Origin of the sequence: Humidesulfovibrio mexicanus (genome assembly GCF_900188225.1) — a bacterium.
Lineage (GTDB): Bacteria > Desulfobacterota > Desulfovibrionia > Desulfovibrionales > Desulfovibrionaceae > Humidesulfovibrio > Humidesulfovibrio mexicanus.
Genome location: NZ_FZOC01000003.1, coordinates 481726 through 496652 on the forward strand (window position 1 = coordinate 481726; position 14927 = coordinate 496652).

The 14927-nt window shown below is 70.2% G+C and carries 13 protein-coding genes and 1 tRNA gene; 3 read left to right on the forward strand and 11 right to left on the reverse strand.

The features are described from left to right. Window positions 1-24: 24 nt before the first annotated feature. The 11 genes from CHB73_RS08795 to CHB73_RS08845 form a co-directional block, all read right to left on the reverse strand. Window positions 25-1449: a virulence factor family protein gene (locus CHB73_RS08795; RefSeq protein ID WP_089274171.1), complete on the reverse strand. Its 1425-nt coding sequence runs from the start codon at window positions 1447-1449 to the stop codon at window positions 25-27. Beyond that, window positions 1446-4043, reverse strand: a complete 2598-nt coding sequence (gene mprF, locus CHB73_RS08800; protein ID WP_179216975.1) for a bifunctional lysylphosphatidylglycerol flippase/synthetase MprF — start codon at window positions 4041-4043, stop codon at window positions 1446-1448. The genes CHB73_RS08795 and mprF overlap by 4 nt, the downstream gene beginning before the upstream one ends. Window positions 4044-4235: 192 nt before the next feature. Then, the gene (locus CHB73_RS08805; protein WP_089274173.1) at window positions 4236-4952 is read right to left on the reverse strand and encodes a DUF3431 domain-containing protein; all 717 of its coding nucleotides are present in this window, start codon (window positions 4950-4952) and stop codon (window positions 4236-4238) included. Beyond that, window positions 4915-5850 (reverse strand): nickel pincer cofactor biosynthesis protein LarC, encoded by a 936-nt coding sequence (gene larC, locus CHB73_RS08810; RefSeq protein ID WP_089274174.1) that lies wholly within the window; start codon window positions 5848-5850, stop codon window positions 4915-4917. Before larC ends, CHB73_RS08805 begins: the two co-directional genes overlap by 38 nt. A 4-nt stretch (window positions 5851-5854) precedes the next feature. Beyond that, the gene (gene larB / locus CHB73_RS08815; protein WP_089274175.1) at window positions 5855-6607 is read right to left on the reverse strand and encodes a nickel pincer cofactor biosynthesis protein LarB; all 753 of its coding nucleotides are present in this window, start codon (window positions 6605-6607) and stop codon (window positions 5855-5857) included. Continuing rightward, entirely contained in the window at window positions 6604-7392 is a 789-nt protein-coding gene (locus tag CHB73_RS08820) for an asparagine synthase-related protein (RefSeq protein WP_089274176.1), read from the reverse strand. The genes larB and CHB73_RS08820 overlap by 4 nt, the downstream gene beginning before the upstream one ends. A gap of 89 nt (window positions 7393-7481) precedes the next feature. Then, a complete protein-coding gene (locus CHB73_RS08825; RefSeq protein WP_089274177.1) occupies window positions 7482-8741 on the reverse strand; it encodes a hypothetical protein in 1260 nt (419 codons plus the stop codon). Window positions 8742-8762: 21 nt separating this feature from the next. Continuing rightward, window positions 8763-9464 carry a class I SAM-dependent methyltransferase gene (locus CHB73_RS08830; protein WP_089274178.1) on the reverse strand — a complete coding sequence of 234 codons (702 nt, stop codon included), beginning with the start codon at window positions 9462-9464 and terminating at the stop codon, window positions 8763-8765. 3 nt (window positions 9465-9467) lie between these two features. Then, the gene (locus tag CHB73_RS08835) at window positions 9468-10451 is read right to left on the reverse strand and encodes a radical SAM protein (RefSeq protein WP_089274179.1); all 984 of its coding nucleotides are present in this window, start codon (window positions 10449-10451) and stop codon (window positions 9468-9470) included. A gap of 161 nt (window positions 10452-10612) precedes the next feature. Next, window positions 10613-12031: an MATE family efflux transporter gene (locus tag CHB73_RS08840; RefSeq protein ID WP_179216976.1), complete on the reverse strand. Its 1419-nt coding sequence runs from the start codon at window positions 12029-12031 to the stop codon at window positions 10613-10615. Continuing rightward, window positions 12028-13299 (reverse strand): BaiN/RdsA family NAD(P)/FAD-dependent oxidoreductase, encoded by a 1272-nt coding sequence (locus CHB73_RS08845; RefSeq protein WP_089274181.1) that lies wholly within the window; start codon window positions 13297-13299, stop codon window positions 12028-12030. Before CHB73_RS08845 ends, CHB73_RS08840 begins: the two co-directional genes overlap by 4 nt. Here CHB73_RS08845 and CHB73_RS16450 point away from each other — a divergent pair. The 3 genes from CHB73_RS16450 to CHB73_RS16785 all read left to right on the forward strand — a co-directional run bounded on the left by CHB73_RS16450 (window position 13279) and on the right by CHB73_RS16785 (window position 14927). Further along, window positions 13279-13545: a hypothetical protein gene (locus tag CHB73_RS16450; RefSeq protein ID WP_143337346.1), complete on the forward strand. Its 267-nt coding sequence runs from the start codon at window positions 13279-13281 to the stop codon at window positions 13543-13545. The two genes, CHB73_RS08845 and CHB73_RS16450, sit on opposite strands and share 21 nt — an antisense overlap. A gap of 243 nt (window positions 13546-13788) precedes the next feature. Further along, window positions 13789-14550 (forward strand): exodeoxyribonuclease III, encoded by a 762-nt coding sequence (locus CHB73_RS08850; protein WP_089274182.1) that lies wholly within the window; start codon window positions 13789-13791, stop codon window positions 14548-14550. 301 nt (window positions 14551-14851) lie between these two features. Beyond that, window positions 14852-14927 (forward strand) — tRNA-Ser (locus CHB73_RS16785).

Genomic DNA, 14927 nt, shown 5'->3' on the forward strand with positions numbered 1-14927 from the left:
TGCTCCTCGGTCTGCTTCGCGCGGCTAGGGCCGCGTGGGAATGCCCGCCCCGCGCAGAATGGCGAGGGCGATGTGGTCGTATTCCTTGTTGAAATGGTGCCCGCCCGGCACCACCATGGGCGTGACGTTGGGGGCCTCGTAGTTCTGGCACAGGGTGCCCTCTTCCTCGTCGCCGCAGACCAGCAGCACCGGGGTCTTGGAGAGCTTCTCCATCTCCGGGATCATGGGCGCGCCCTGGGGCACGTTTTCCGTGGTCAGCCAGTTGGAGAGGTGGAACTCGAAGTCCGCATGGGTGCCGGGGCCAAGCATGGCCACCAGCGCCAGCCTGGCCTTGGCGGCCTCGCTCATGCGGCCGGTCATGAAGGGCAGCACGTCCGCCCCGATGGAATAGCCCACCACGATGTAGCGCTCCGCACCCCACTTGGCCGCGTAGTGCGTGAGCGTCAGCTCAAGGTCGTGCGCCATTTCCTCTGGCGTGCGCGCGTTCCAGAAGTACTTGAGCGAGTTGAAGCCCACCACGGACACGCCGTGGGCGGCCAGGATGTTGCCGATCTGCTGGTCGATGCCCGCCCAGCCGCCGTCTCCGGTGACGATGACGGCAAGGGTCTTGCCGGGTGTGGCCGCTGGCGCCTCCACCAGGGGCAGGTCGTCCACGCTTTTGGCCGCCTGGGGCTTGGCCGCGCGGGTGGCCGGGGCAACGCTGTCCAGGGCCTCGCGGAAGGCCGCGCGCCAGGTGTCCGCTTCGGGCCGGGCCTGGTCCGCGCCCGCAAGCACGCTCACGCGCGCCCGCGCAATGCGGCTGGCGAAGGCGTTGGCCTCCGCCGGGGAGAAGCGGGGGTCCTTCTCGGCTTGCACCAGCACCAGCAGCCCGTGCGGGTGTTCCACCGGGTGCATGACGATGCCGGTTTCCGGGCTGGTGGCGTTGTCGTAGCGGTAGCCGTTGGCGGTGCAAAAGGGCTTCTGAATGCCCAGGCGCGGGGAGAAGCCCAGCGTCACCGCTCCGGCGAAGATGTCCTTGGGGGCCTGGGCGAAGGTGGCGTAGGCCACGGCCGCGCCTTCGCCGAATCCGGCCAGCACGGGCTGATGGTAGCCGGTGTAGCCCAGCGTCTTCTGCACGATCTTGGAGAGGCCTTCGAACTCCCAGGATTGGTAGAAGCAGCCCCCGGACGGGGCGCGCAGCGGACCGAGCAGGCGGGCTGTGTCGATGCCCACCACTGTGGCGTCCATGTCGGCCATGGCGCGGGCGGCCGTGTCCATGCGGGCGTCCCACGCTCCGTCGGAAAGCAGCAGCACCGCGCGGCCGGGTTCGGAATCCGGGGCGCGGTAGATGCGCACGTCGCCGAACACGCCGAAGTTCAGCTTTTCGGGTTCGGCCTCTGGCCTGGCGCAGGCCGAGGCGGCCAGGCAGAAGAGGGCAAGGGCCAGCAGGGCGCGCGTGGTCCGTCTCATTTGGCGATGACTCCCGTGACGCCGCCCGAAACCAGGGTGGCGATGTTGGCCAGGGCGCGGGGGGGCACGGTGCCGCCGGGGCTGGCCAGGTATTTGGATTCCCAGACCGGGTCGAACTTGTCCTTGAAGCGGCGCAGACCCTGGAAATTGTAGAACTGCCCGCCGTGCGCGTACAGCAGCGAGCCGAGCCGCGCCCAGGTGGGGGCCAGGGCGTGGCTTTCCAGACCGGAGAACGGCGCCATGCCCAGGTTGAACCACTGGTAGCCCTGCTCGCGTCCCCAGAGCATGAGCATGATGTAGAGGTATTCCATGACGCTTGCCGGGGCGTCGGGCGCATAGCGCATCAGGTCCACGGAAAGCTCCTGGCGCACGCCGTTCGCCATGCCGCCTTCCCAGATGTTGGCGAAGGCCACGATGCGGCCCTCTTTCCGCACGATTGCCTGGGGGCACCGCAGCATGTAGGCGTCGCTGAAGTAGCCCAGGGAGAATTTCTTTTCCCTGGCGTGCTTGGCCGCAAGCCAGGCATCGGAAACGGCCTTGAGCTCCGGCAGGATGGCGGGCACGCCTTCCCTGGGCACGATCTCGAAGCCGGCCCCTTCCTTCTCCACCATGTTGCGGGTGTAGCGCAGGCCCTTGCGCGCCTGTCCCGCCAGCGAGAACTCCGGCAGGGGCACCCGCGCCTCCTCGCCGATCTTCATGAGCGAAAGGCCCAGGTCCAGGTACAGGGGCAGGTTTTCGCGGCCCGCCTGATAGAACACCGTCCACCCGGCGTAGAGGTCCACCATTTCGCGAAAGCGCCAGGCCAGCTCGGCGCGCGTGGCGGGCGGCCCCACGGGATCGCCCATGCACACCCAGCTGCGGCCGCAAATGCCATACATGAGGAAGCCGTCGCCCTTCTTGCCCAGAAGCACGCTCTTGTCGCCCAGCAGGGCGAGGTGCGGCGGGGTTTCTGGCGCTGCGGCCACCAGGGCGCGCACAGCGGTCATGTCCTCCTCGCTGGGCGGGGCGTGGCGTGGCCGGGCCGAACGCATGAGCCGGAGCACCGCCACGGCCAGCACCGCCACCGCCACGCCCGCGGCGGCGCGCAGGAAGCGGCTGGCTTCGTCCTCGTAGGCGAAGGCCCACCACAGGTCGGTGGCCAGGCTGTCGAGGCCGTAGGCCAGGTAGCCCAGAAGCGCCGTGCAGCCCAGCGCGGTCACGATGGCCGTGATCCAGCCGGGGGTGAAGCCCTCGGACAACAGCGAGGCCTTGCGGTAGAAAAACTTGTGGCAGGGCAAGAGCGCCAGCAAAAGCAGGGTGAGGAGCAGGGCCTCCTCGTAGTCCCAGCCTTTCAACAGGCAGGAGATGATGCCCGCGAAGAGCAGTCCGGAGGTGACGAAGTAGGCGGCGTCGAGCCGCTTGTGCAGGCCGCGCGCCAGGATGATGAGTCCCAGGCCCGCCAGGCTGCCCACGAAGTGCGACGCCTCCAGCACGCCCAGGGGCAGGAACTCCTCCAGCCAGCGCAGCCGCTCGTGCACCGAGGGCGTGGCCCCGGAGAAAAGCAGCACCAGTCCGGCCAGGAAGGCCAGCACAGCCAGCACGCGCGGCACCACCACCGGGAACCATTGCGTCAGGAACGCCCCGATTTCCAGCGCGGATTCGCGCGCCGCCAGGGACTTGCGGGCGGCCAGGGCCTCGCGCGCGGCCAGAAGCGCGGCGGCCAGCACCAGCGGCACAAGGTAGTACACCACACGGTAGGCCACCAGCGTGGCGAAAAGCGCCGGAGCCGGGATGCGCGGGCTGAGCAGGAAGAGCAGGCAGGATTCGAACACGCCGAGCCCGCCGGGCACCTGGCTCACGAGTCCGGCGATTTGTCCCAGCAGAAAGGCCCCGAGCAGCAGCGGAAAGCTGACGTTGGCCCAGGGGGGCAGCAGCGCATAGAGCACCGCCGCGGCCAGCGCCCAGTCCAGGGAGGCCACGGCCACCTGCAGCAGCGCGCTTTTGAAGGGGGGCAACAGCAGGGTCAGCTTGCCGATGCGCCAAGGGGTTTCTTTGCGGGCTGCGGCGTACAGGTACAAGGCCGGGGGGACGAGCAGCGCCAGCCCCAGCGGCCGGGTGGTGGAGAAGGGCAGGGTGATCCAGTCGGGCAGGGGCAGGGGCCGCACGGTGAAGATGATGCCGCCGATGGAGAAGAGCCCGAGCCAGAGCGTGAGCGTGGTGAAGACCACGATCTTGGCGATCTCCCCGGTGGAGAGCCCCCAGGAGGAATAGAGCCGGTAGCGCACCGTGCTGCCAGCCAGGGTGGAAAGTCCGATGGTGTTGCTGAAGGCGTTCCCCGCGAAGGAGGCCAGCACGGGCCGATGCGGCGGCAGCGGGTGCCCGATGTAGCTGAGGGCCAGGATGTCGTATCCGGCCAGCACGATGAAGTTGGCCGCGGTGAGGCCGAAGGCCAGCAGCACGTCCCGGTCGGTCTCGGAGAACAGGGAGGCCATGATCTCGTCCAGATTGTACTGGGCGAGCTGGGCCGAAATGGCCCAGACGGCGGCGGCAAGCAGCGCCAGGGCCAGGGCCGGGCCGAAAAATGGCTTGAGGCGTGTCAGCACGGGAGCGGACATGCGGCCTCCGGACATGGGGCCTCGGGCCTTTCCCAAAGGGGCGGGCCTGGACGATGGAGCACTGTGTCTGGCGTCATGCTCAAGGGAAATCCGTGGGAGGCAGCGTCTCCGGCGGAACGCCGGGGCAATTGCACAATATAGCCCCTCTTCGGCCGCTCAGTCAAGTATCGGGACGCGTGGCGCGGAGGCTGCTCAGCCCGTCCGGCCGGGGCCGGAGAACACCGCCTGCCACAGGCGCTCCAAGGCGTGGCCGGTGTTCTCCGCGTCGTGCGGGTCCGCAAGCACCAGCGACAGCGCCCGCTGGTAGAACTCCGGCGGCCGGGCCAGGATGCGGTCGCGGCGCACCAGCATGTTGCCCGTGGGCGCGCGCGCGATGAACTGCGCCGGGGACGGAAGCCCGAAGAGCGCCTCGAAGACCCGCCCCACGGGAATGTCCTTGCCCCAGCCCTCCCAGCGGCCCTGCTTGGCCGGGTCGGCCAGGTCGTGGGGACGGCCCAGGGCGTCGCAGCGCAGGCGGAACCAGGCCAGCCCGCAGAAGGGGCGGTCTTGCGCGACAAGGTCGAGCAGCCGTGCGCGCAGCGCGGCCGGGGGCAGGCGCGGTTCTTCCGGTGGCGTCAGGTGGGCGAAGGGGTCGCCCTGCACAAAGGCTGTCCAGCGGGGCAGGGCGTCGTAGTGGGCGATGATGTGCGTGAGGTAGGTGTGGGCCTCGCGCCCCACGTTGGGCAGGGCCTCGCGGCGGATGCCGGGCGCGAGCGCCGCCGGTGGCTCCGGGCCCTTGTCGTAGAGCACGCCCGGCAGGCCCAGCTCCGCCAGCCAGGCCGTGTCCTCCCGGTAGCGGGCCACCACCACGCCGATGTCCGGCGTTGCGGGGCTAGTCCCGTCCGAAGCGTATCTGGTCGAGCCCGTCATCCTCGTCCCTGCCGAATTCGCGGCCGCTGCTCGTGTGCGCGGTGGGACCGTAGTGCGGGTGCCCGTGCGGCCCGAAGAGGTCGGCGCGGCCGCGCACCGGTCCGTCGGGAACCTCGCGTTCCATTTCTGGCGTCTCCCTGCGCTCCGCGCGGCGCGCGCGCGCTTCTGGCGCATCGGCGATGCGATAGGCGCGCAGGAAGGTTGGGTAGGCCCCGGTGGAGTAGGTGCCGGAGCCGTAGCCCACGGCCTCGACGCGGCCCAGCGGCAGGGGGCCGTGGGTCTGCGCCAGGGTTTTGAGCACCGCCAGGCCCGTGGGCGTGGCCAGCTCCATGCCGGATTCCGTGGCGAAGACGACCATGCTGCGCGCAAGTTCGGCGCAGGCGGGCGCGGGCACGGGGAAGCGTCCGTGGCTGAAGGTGACGAAGCCCGAACCCAGGTTCACGGGCGAGGCCACCACGCGGTCCGCCCCGCTGGCGTGGGCCAGCAGTATTGCGCCCATGGCGTCCACCACGGTGTCCACCGCGCCCACCTCGTGGAAGTGGATGCGGTCCAGGGGCTCGCCGTGGACCTTGCTTTCGGCCTCGGCCAGCCGCGTGAGGGCGGTCAGGCCAAGCTTCTTGACCCGCGCGGGCCAGTGGGCCTCGGGCGCGGCGTGCACGATGTCCGTCAGGTCCCGCAAGTGCCGCAGGGGCTGCGGCGCCTGCTCCAGCACCTCCACGCGCCGGGTGCGGATGCCCTGGACCATCTGCTCGGAGAAGCGCACGGACACCCCCGGCAACCCCAGGGCGGCCACGGCGTCGGCCAGCAGCTTCGCACCGCCGGGAACAAGGTCGCTCAGGGCGGCCAAAAGCATGTCCCCGGACACGCCCAGGGTGCATTCGAGATACAGCGTTTTCACTGGGTCATCCTTTTCGTGCGGCTTCGCATTGGGCGTTGATCACATGGGCCGAATACCCGGCCCCGAAGCCGTTGTCGATGTTCACCACGCACACGCCCGAGGCGCAGGAGTTGAGCATGGTCAAAAGGGCGGCCAGGCCGCCGAAGCTCGCGCCATAGCCCACGCTGGTGGGCACGGCGATGACCGGCGCGGGCAGCAATCCCGCCACGACCGAGGGCAGGGCCCCGTCCATGCCTGCCACGGCCACCACGCAGCGCGCCTCCAGCAGGTCGTCCAGCACGGAGAGGACGCGGTGGATGCCCGCCACGCCGCAGTCGTAGCGGCGCAGCACGCGGCTGCCCAGGAATTCGGCGGTGCGGGCGGCTTCCTCGGCCACGGGCAGATCGGCCGTGCCCGCGCTGACCACGGCCACCAGGCCGGTCAGGGCGATGGGCGCGGTCTCGATGCTGAGCACCCGCGAGAGCGGATCGTACTGCGCGCCGGGCATGTGGCGCACGGCCTCGAAATGCATGGCGTCGGCGCGGGTGCCCAGGGCCCGCCCCGTGCGCCCGGCCAGGGCCTCGAAGATGTGCGCCACCTGCTCCGGGGTCTTGCCCTGGCAAAAGACCACTTCGGCCTGGCCCTTGCGCAACAGGCGGTGGTGGTCCACGCGGGCGAATCCGGCGTCGGCCATACTCTGCCCGAGCAGCTGGCGTTTGAGTTCGGCCGCGTCGACGCGGCCCTGGCGGAAGTCCTCCAGCAGGGTGTCCAGGTTCATGGGCGCACTCCAAGGGAAAGGTCGGCGAAGCCCGCGGCGCGGGCTCGGTCCGCCAGGGCGGCCGCCTGGGCCTGGGCCAGGGGCAGCTGGGCCGCGCGCACCAGCAGCAGCGCGGCGTCGCCGCCGGGGCCGGGGGTCAGCCGCGCGCGCAGGTCGGCTAGGCCAAGCTCGCGCGCGGCGCGTTCCAGGGCCTCCACAGCGGCAAGACGCCCGGGGGTCAGCTCCAGGCCTTCGGGAACGCGGGTGGCCAGGCAGGAATCGGACGGGTCGTCGGCGCAGGGCAGGCCTGACAGGCGGGCCAGTTCGCGCACTTCCGCCTTGGAAATGCGGCAGGCGGCCAGCGGCGAGAGGGCGCGGGCCTCGGCCACGGCGCGCAGGCCCGGCCGGGCCGGGTCGTCGTCGGCGTTGGTGCCCTCGGCCATGGCGCTGGATGCCCCAAGCGCCTGGTCCGCGGCGTGGCGCACCTGGGCCAGCACAAGGGCCTTGCACCGGTAGCAGCGGTCCGCCGGGTTGCCGCGCAACCGCGCATCGGCCAGCGCGGAGATGTCCCGCGCCACCACCCGCACGCCCGTGGCATGGGCCAGAAACGCGGCCATGCGTTCGGCGCGCTGGCGTTCCTCGGCGCTCATGAACTCCGAGCGCACGGTGACGCCCATGGCCTGGCCGCCCAGCGCCGTGGCCGCGGCCCAGAGGACCAGGGAGCTGTCCACGCCGCCGGAAAAGGCCACGGCAGTCGGCCCGGTTGCGCGGAAAAAGTCCAGAAGGCGTTGGAGGCGTGCGTCCATGGTGCGTTGGTTCCGGTCTGTTTGCACAAGGCGGGGTCGGGGGCCGAAGCTGTGTGTATAGTCGGCTTTCGGCTCGGGCACAAGCCGGGCTAGGGCAGCACGCTCCGCAGGGCGCGGCCTGCCAGGTAGCGGACCATGCGCGTGGGGGTCAGGGCGCGGATGAAGTCCAGGCCCACGAAGGGATCGGCCATGCGCCGCAGCGCGGCCAGGGAGCCCGGTCCGGGCAGGGTGTCCGGCGCGGAGAGGATGGCGCGCAGGGCGTCGATGGTCTGGGCGTAGGCGTCGCGGGTGGTGTCCAGCCGGACGCGCGCGCGCGCGGCGGCGTAGTCCGCTGGCGTCGGCGCGGGCGGCGGGTTTTGGAACAGGGCGGCCAGCTCGGCGGCCTCGTCGCGGCCGGGGAGATGGGTGAAGCAGCGCCCCACCAGCCGCGCCTGGGCGTTGACGAGCCGAACGTAGCTGGTTGGCGGCAGCAGCGCGCCGGGCTTTTCCCAGAAGGGCAGCTCCAAAATGGCCGCCGAGGCCCGCACCAGGGCAAGGTCGCAGAAGCGGTAGGCCCAGGCCCCGTCGGTTTCGTCCACGGCGGGCACGTTCCAGACGCGGTCGCTGGCGTCGCTGAGGCCCCAGGGGTGCGCGCCGCCGTGCTTCTTGAAGGCGTACTCCCAGGGGTGCAGCTTGGCCAGCAGGTTCACGCCCGCCTGCCGCGCGGCCCGGGCCACGCGGGCGTAGGTCTCGGACCGGGCGTCCAGGGAGTTGGGCAGCCACAGGCACAGAGGGCGGGCGGGGGCCAGGGCGTAGCGCGCGCAGAAGGCCTCGCGGTCCGGGTAGTCGTTCACCAGCCGGTTTACCGTGGGCTCGAAGAAAATGTTGCCCGTGAAGTGGACGCCCTTGGCCGCGGCCAGAGTGCGCGATTCCGGCGTGTGGTTGAAGTCCAGCTCGAAAAACAGGGTGAGCGGGTGCTGCAGGAGCAGATGTTCGGCCCCGTGGTGGCAGAAGTCGCCCAGCAGGGTGGCCATCTGCGCGGTCTTGCCGCCGCGCGCGCGCGTGGCGGCCATGAGCCGGGGCAGGTCGGCGTCGTGGTGGGCGTCGGCCACGGTGAGCTCCGCCGGGGTCGCGTCCGCGTGCTTGAGGACCTCGGCCCTGGGCAGGAGGCGCACCCCGCGCCCGGCCAGCTCCTCCGCGCGCGCGCCCGGCACGTCCAGGCCCAATTTGAGGCCGTGCGGCGGGCCGACCGCGATGAGGGTCTCGCAGGAGAACCCCGCGGCGAGCAGGCGGTCGTGCAGGCGCAGGAGCTTGTGGAACGCGCCGCCGTGCACGTTGAGCCAGACGAAGCGGATGTCCGGGACGCTCATGTGCTCTCCGGCAAGGCCCGGCTAGGCGGGCCTGCGCCCGGTGGCCAGCAGCTGGCGCTCCACGGCCCAGCGCAGGAATTTGACGCCCGTGGCCTTGGCCAGGCGGCGGGCCATGGGCACGGAGAGCACGGCGTAGAGCAGGTCGGCCAAGATGCGCACCGGGCCTGTTTCCCACAACAGCTCGTGGTGGCAGAACTGCTCGCTTTGCGCCTGTTCGAAGCCGTGCATGGCCAGGGCCTCGGCGATGCCCTTGGCCATGTAGGGATGCACATGGGTGGCGTCCTCGAAGAAAACGCGCCACACCGAGGCCCAGTCCGGGGTGAGCACCAGGATGAGCCCGCCGGGCTTGAGCACGCGCTTGACCTCGGCCAGCAGCGGCGTGGGGTCCACCATGTGCTCGATGACGCTCTTCATGATCACGGCGTCGCAGGAGGCGTCGGGCACGGGGAAGGTCTCGGCCGTGACGTTGCACAGGCGCACGGGCACGCCCGGCGCCAGGCTGCCCGCGCTGGGGGCCATGTCCAGGCCGGAGCAGTCGAGCCCCAGGCGGGAGAACGCGCCCAGCATCTCGCCCCGGCCGCAGCCCACGTCCAGCAGGCTCATGCCGGGCCTAAGGCCATAGCGGCCCATGAAGAAGCGCGCCAGATTGTCCGGGTAGGCGGTAAGGGGCTTCGCCGATTTGGTGTAGACGACCTCAAGGTAGTCCTGCTTCTTGCGCTCCATGGCTTACTCCACCCCTTGCAGGCCGGGGGTCTGCAGTCCGTAATAGTCCCAGCAGCGGCGGCACAGGGGGAAGCGGTCGTACTCGCCCCTGGCCAGGGCCTCGCGGTACATGTTGGCCTTGGCCGAGGCCCAGATCTCCGCAAGCGGCTTTTCGCGCACGTCGCCCACGCCCATGACGATCTCGAAGTCGCGGCAGCACACGCTCACCCGGCCGTCCCAGAACACGGAGAGCTTGTCGAACACCTCGGCGCAGCGCGGGTGCTTCTTGACCAGCTGGTCCTCCTTGCGCATCCGCTCCAGCACGGCCAGCTCCTCCGGGCTCAGCTTGGCGCTGGTGGCGTCGAAGCGGTCCAGCTCGGTGCGGCCCACGGTGACCTTGTCGGTGAAGGCGGCAGCGCGTTTGCGGAAGGCCGCCACAAGCTCCGGCCCCTCGTAGGTGATGGTGGTGGAGACGTGGATGAAGGGATGGGGCGCATCGCCGCGGATGGCGTGCAGCTGCTCGATCTTGGCCAGCAGCTCCTCGTAGTAGTCGGTGTTGCGCATTTCGCGGTAGCTTTTGCGGTCCACGCCCTGGAAGGAGAATTTCACCGACTGCACGCCAAGCTCCACCATGCGGCGCATGTCCTCCGGGGTGAGGCGGCTGCCGTTGGTGTTGAAGTGCACGGCCACCCCGGCCTGCACGGCGCGGCCCATGTACTCCAGCCAGCGCGGGTGCAGGGTGGGCTCGCCCCAGAGGATGAAGCGCAGGGGGCACTTGTGCTCCGCCGCCTGGGCCAGCACGGAGGCGAAGACCTCCTCGCTCATGTAGCCCTTGGGGCGGCGCTGGGTGCCTATGCCCACCGGGCACATGAGGCAGTGGAAATTGCAGACGTTGGTCAGCTCCACGTCCATGAGCCGGGGGAAGGGCGGCATGGCGGCCAGCTTTTCGGCGGGCTCCACCGTGTTCAATATCTTGTAGACGGGATCAAAGGGGTTGCTGCGGTCCATGGACCGGTCCTCCTGGAGGTGTTGGGCGGCCCTGTGGGGCGCGTCGCGGGCGGGGAGACAATCGGCGGGGCGGCTGTGGCCGCGCGACGGGCGTCCGCGCAATCCGGTTTGATACCCGCGCGGCCAAGGGCTTGTCAACGGAGGGCTTGCCTGCGCCAGGCCTAGCGGCAGCCCTGGCCGGGCGCGGACTCGATGACGCGGATGCGCGCCCAGGCGCCGCTGCGCCAGCGCAGGCCGAAACAAACGGCCAGAAAGCCCACGTAGGCCGCCAGGCACAGCCACGGGCCGTGGATGCCGCCCACGGCGTTCTCCACCACCCACCAGGCGGGCAGCACCAGCACGCCGATGCTCGCCGCCAGCATCACCAGCATGACGAAGCGGGTGTCGCCCGCGCCCTTGAGCGCGCCGAAGCAGACGATGGTCACCGCGTCCACCAGGCCATACAAGGCCACGTAGCGCAGGAGCAGCACGCCCATGTGGCGGATGTCCGCGAACGGCGGCGCGCTTGCGGCCTGCGGCCCGGACGGGCGGAACAGCTCCAGCAGGGGGCCGGGAACAAGCAGGAAGATCAGACCCACCGCGGCCATCCAGCATACCGCCAGAAAGAGCGCATTGGCCGTGGCCCGCCGCGCCAGGTCCGCACGGCCCTGGCCCTGGCTGCGGCCCACCAGCACGCTTACCGCGATGGAGAGTCCGATGGCCGGAAGGTAGGTGAGCCCGTTGACGGAGAAGGCGATGTTGGTGGCCGAGAGCTCCACCAGGCCCATGCGGCCGATGAGCAGCGAAAAGCCGGTGATGGCCATGATGTCCAGGAAGAACTGCACTCCGGCGGGCAGCCCGATTTTTGCGAGCCGGGCCAGCATGTCGGCCTCCGGCCGCCAGGCCGTGCGCACATGGTGGCGTTTCTGGGCCTCCGGCGCGAGCAGCAGCAGGACAAAAAGCAGACAAGTGATCACCGCTCCCAGCAACGTGGCTATGGCCGCGCCCCGGATGCCCATCTCCGGCGCGCCAAAGGCCCCGAAGATCAGCGCGTAGTCCAGGGGGATGTTGGCCGCCGTGCCGATGATGTTCACGGCCATGACCGCAACGGTGCGGCCCAGGCCGGAAAAATAGCCGGACAAGGCCGTGCCCAGGATGACCCAGCCGCCGCCAAGGCTCAGGATGCTGAAGTAGTCGGCCTCCAGGCCGCGCACGGCTTCGGGGTGTCCGGCCAGCTCGAAGAGCGGGCCGCCCAGACCCGCCAGCAGGGCCAGCAGGGCGCCAGAGGCCAGGCTGAACCACACCCCGGCCCACAGGGCCGGTCCTACGCGCTCCGGTCGGCAGGCCCCGTGGTACTGGGCCACCAGCACCCCCACGCAGGAGGCCACGCCCATAAAGAACGACACCAGCAGGAAGGCGGCCATGCCGCCAGGAACCGCCGCCGCCAGCTCGTTCACGTCGTGGCGGCCCAGAAAGATGCGGTCCGTGAACTGCATGAGGGTGTTGCTGCCCATGCTGACCATGAGCGGAGCGCCCACGCGCAGCACCTCGCCGCAGCCGCATGGCCCTCGCCAGCGCGATTTGAGTTCCGCCGCGTTCATATGGCCTCCCCGGCCGCAAAGCCCGAGGCCCAGGCCCAGTGCAGGTTGAAGCCGCCCAAGTCTCCGGCCACGTCCAGGGCCTCGCCCAGGGCGAAGAGGCCGGGAATCGCCCTGCATTCCATTGTCTTGGGCGAGAAAGAGCGCGTGTCCAGGCCGCCGCTGGCGGCCTCGGCCCGGGCCATGCCCGCCGTGGCCTTGGGCGTCGCGCGCCAGTGCGCCGCCAGGCGGACCAGGGCGTCCAGCTCCGCGCGGGAGCACTCGGCCAGGCGTTTGCCCGGCAGGGCGGAAAAGCCGTCGGGCAGGGCGGCCAGGCGGGCCTCGGCCAGCCTGCGGGGCAGGATTGTGGCCAGGACCGTGCGCGCCAGGGTCTTGCCCCGGCCGGGTTGGCGCAGCAGGGCGGGCAGGTCCGCGCCCGGCGCCAGGTCTATGGTCACGGTCTCCCCGCGCCGCCAGTGGGACGAAATGCGCAGGGCGGCCGGTCCGGAGAGCCCCTGGTGGGTGAAGAGCAGGTCGTCTTCCACGCGCACCGCGCCGCGCCCCTCCGCCGCCTCCAGGCTCAGGGCGGCGGGAACGCTCAGGCCGGAGAGCGTCCGGCTGGTCTCCAGGTCCGCCCCGGAGAGCAGCAGGGGCGTGAGGGCCGGGCGCGCGGGAACGTGGGCCAGGCCGAGCATTCCCGCCAGTCGCGCCGTGATGTCCGTGCCGCCCAGGGCGGGCCAGGCCGGACTGCCCAGGGCCAGGGCCACGCGCGGGGCGAAAAGCGGACCGGCCTCGGTGTCCGCGCGGAACAGGCCGCCGGGATCGGCCGGGGCGGCCAGGCCGGTTATGGCGCGTCCGGAGATGAAGCGGCAGCCCGCGCGGCGGCAGGCGTCCGCCAGGGCGTTGGTCAGGGCCTCGGCTCCCTGGTCGCAGAACAGCTTGCCCTGGTCTTCCTCGTGGGCCGAGAGACCGAGCCCGCGCAGCAGGTCAAGGATGCGCTCGGCCGGGCAGGCTTTGAGGGCCGGGCCGGGAAAGCGCGGGTCGCCGCAGAGGTAGCGTTTGGGGGCGGCGTTCGTGTTGGCGCAGTTGCAGCGTCCCCCGCCGGAGGCGCGCAGCTTGTGGGCCGTGGTGCGCTCGCGGTCCACCAGGACGATGGCGCGGGAGACTCCGCGTTTTTGGTCCCGGCGTGCGGCGGCAAGGGCGCACAGCATTCCGGAGGGGCCTGCGCCCAGCACGAGCACGTCGGCGTCTGGCCGCACAGGTTGGATGATATGGTCGGTCCGCTTGGGCATGTCGGCCTTGTAGGCGATGCGCGGCGGGAAGACAATGACGGGAAATACGGACTTTGCGAGCAGCGCCAGCCCCTTTGCATCCTTTGGGATTTATGCTATGTACGCAATTGGAGCGCGGCTCCGAATACTTCGCGCCCTCTGGCGCACAAGGGGTGGGTCATGGATTTCACGTTCTTCTTTTTCGGTTTGCTCAGCACCATCGCTGGCCTTGTGGTCATCAAAAAGACCAGCAAGAACGAGCACTAGGCGGCAGCCTTTCCGCCTGGTCCGGCCTGGTTTGGCCGAGCCCGCCGCGCCACGGCCCACGGGGTCGGCGTGACGTGTTGTTTTTCGGCCCGCTCTGGCGGGCCTTTTTCTTGCGCCACGGCCTGGGCTTGCGCGTCCGGGGCGCAGCCTGTATGCGAACCGTGCGCGCTCCCGCATGTCGGCGTGCGCGCCACGTCAGCACCACATCCCCGTGGCCGCGAGCGGCCCATGCACGGAGGCCCCATGCGCATTCTTTCCTGGAACGTCAACGGCTACCGCGCCGCCTTGGGCAAGGGCTTTCTGGACTGGCTGGCGGCCTCCGGAGCCGACGTGGCCATGCTGCAGGAGACCAAGGTGGAGCCGGAGCAGCTGGCTCCGGCCGAGCGCGACCCGGCCGGGTACTCCGGCATCTGGAACTGGTCCAAGGGCAGGAAGGGGTATTCGGGCACGGCCTGCTTCGTCAAAACCCCACCCCTGGCGCATTCCTTTGGCCTGGAGGACCCCCGCTACCGGGGCGAGGGCCGGGTGATCCACCTGGAGTATCCGGACTTCCACCTCTTCAACATCTACTTCCCCAACGGGCAGAAGGACGAGGAGCGCCTGGCCTACAAGCTGGGCTTCTACGACGCCTTCCTCACCCAGGCGGAAGCCCTGCGCAGGGCCAAGCCTGTCGTGGTGGGCGGCGACTTCAATACCGCGCACACCGCGATCGACCTGAAGAACGCAAAAGCCAACGAGAAGACCTCCGGGTTTTTGCCCATAGAGCGCGCCTGGATCGACCGCTTCATCGCCCACGGCTACGTGGACACCTTCCGCCTGTTCGAGAAAGGCCCGGGCCACTACTCCTGGTGGAGCTTCCGGGCCAATGCGCGGGCCAAGAACGTTGGCTGGCGCATCGACTACTTTTTTGTCTCCGGCGAGCTTGAGGGCCGCGTGAAGGCCGCCTGGATCGAGCCTGCGGTCATGGGCAGCGACCACTGCCCCGTGGGGGTGGAGATCGTCTAGGGGTGGAGAGACAGGGAGGCGCTTGGCCTGAACCGGCCAAATCGGGATTGCGATGGCGCAACAGCCTGCGGGAGAGCCGAGTGAACGCGAGGCCGGCGCCAGATTGCCGGATGCAGGCCGCTCTCCACATGCTTGAGTCCGAATAGCGTGCCCCGATTGGATGTCTTGGGCTTTGTGGCCATCGCACACGCCCAAACCCGCCCCTGGCCCGTGCGAACCGACCCTTGCCAGCGCGCCGCGCCCAGTGTATATCCCCCCTCTCGAAACGGCATCACGCCCGCCTTCTCAAGCGCGGAGAGGTAGCGAAGTGGCCGTACCGCGCCCGACTCGAAATCGGGTTACGGACTCATAATCCGTACGTGGGTTCGAATCCCACC

What these genes read in the sequence shown, in the direction of transcription:
- CHB73_RS08840 (WP_179216976.1), bottom strand. Translation starts at nt 12,031, where the DNA reads ATGAACGCGGCGGAACTCAAATCGCGCTGGCGAGGGCCATGCGGCTGC.
- CHB73_RS08830 (WP_089274178.1), bottom strand. Translation starts at nt 9,464, where the DNA reads ATGGAGCGCAAGAAGCAGGACTACCTTGAGGTCGTCTACACCAAATCG.
- CHB73_RS08805 (WP_089274173.1), bottom strand. Translation starts at nt 4,952, where the DNA reads ATGACGGGCTCGACCAGATACGCTTCGGACGGGACTAGCCCCGCAACG.
- CHB73_RS08845 (WP_089274181.1), bottom strand. Translation starts at nt 13,299, where the DNA reads ATGCCCAAGCGGACCGACCATATCATCCAACCTGTGCGGCCAGACGCC.
- CHB73_RS08795 (WP_089274171.1), bottom strand. Translation starts at nt 1,449, where the DNA reads ATGAGACGGACCACGCGCGCCCTGCTGGCCCTTGCCCTCTTCTGCCTG.
- larB (WP_089274175.1), bottom strand. Translation starts at nt 6,607, where the DNA reads ATGAACCTGGACACCCTGCTGGAGGACTTCCGCCAGGGCCGCGTCGAC.
- CHB73_RS16450 (WP_143337346.1), top strand. Translation starts at nt 13,279, where the DNA reads ATGGTCGGTCCGCTTGGGCATGTCGGCCTTGTAGGCGATGCGCGGCGG.
- mprF (WP_179216975.1), bottom strand. Translation starts at nt 4,043, where the DNA reads ATGTCCGCTCCCGTGCTGACACGCCTCAAGCCATTTTTCGGCCCGGCC.
- CHB73_RS08825 (WP_089274177.1), bottom strand. Translation starts at nt 8,741, where the DNA reads ATGAGCGTCCCGGACATCCGCTTCGTCTGGCTCAACGTGCACGGCGGC.
- CHB73_RS08850 (WP_089274182.1), top strand. Translation starts at nt 13,789, where the DNA reads ATGCGCATTCTTTCCTGGAACGTCAACGGCTACCGCGCCGCCTTGGGC.
- CHB73_RS08835 (WP_089274179.1), bottom strand. Translation starts at nt 10,451, where the DNA reads ATGGACCGCAGCAACCCCTTTGATCCCGTCTACAAGATATTGAACACG.
- CHB73_RS08820 (WP_089274176.1), bottom strand. Translation starts at nt 7,392, where the DNA reads ATGGACGCACGCCTCCAACGCCTTCTGGACTTTTTCCGCGCAACCGGG.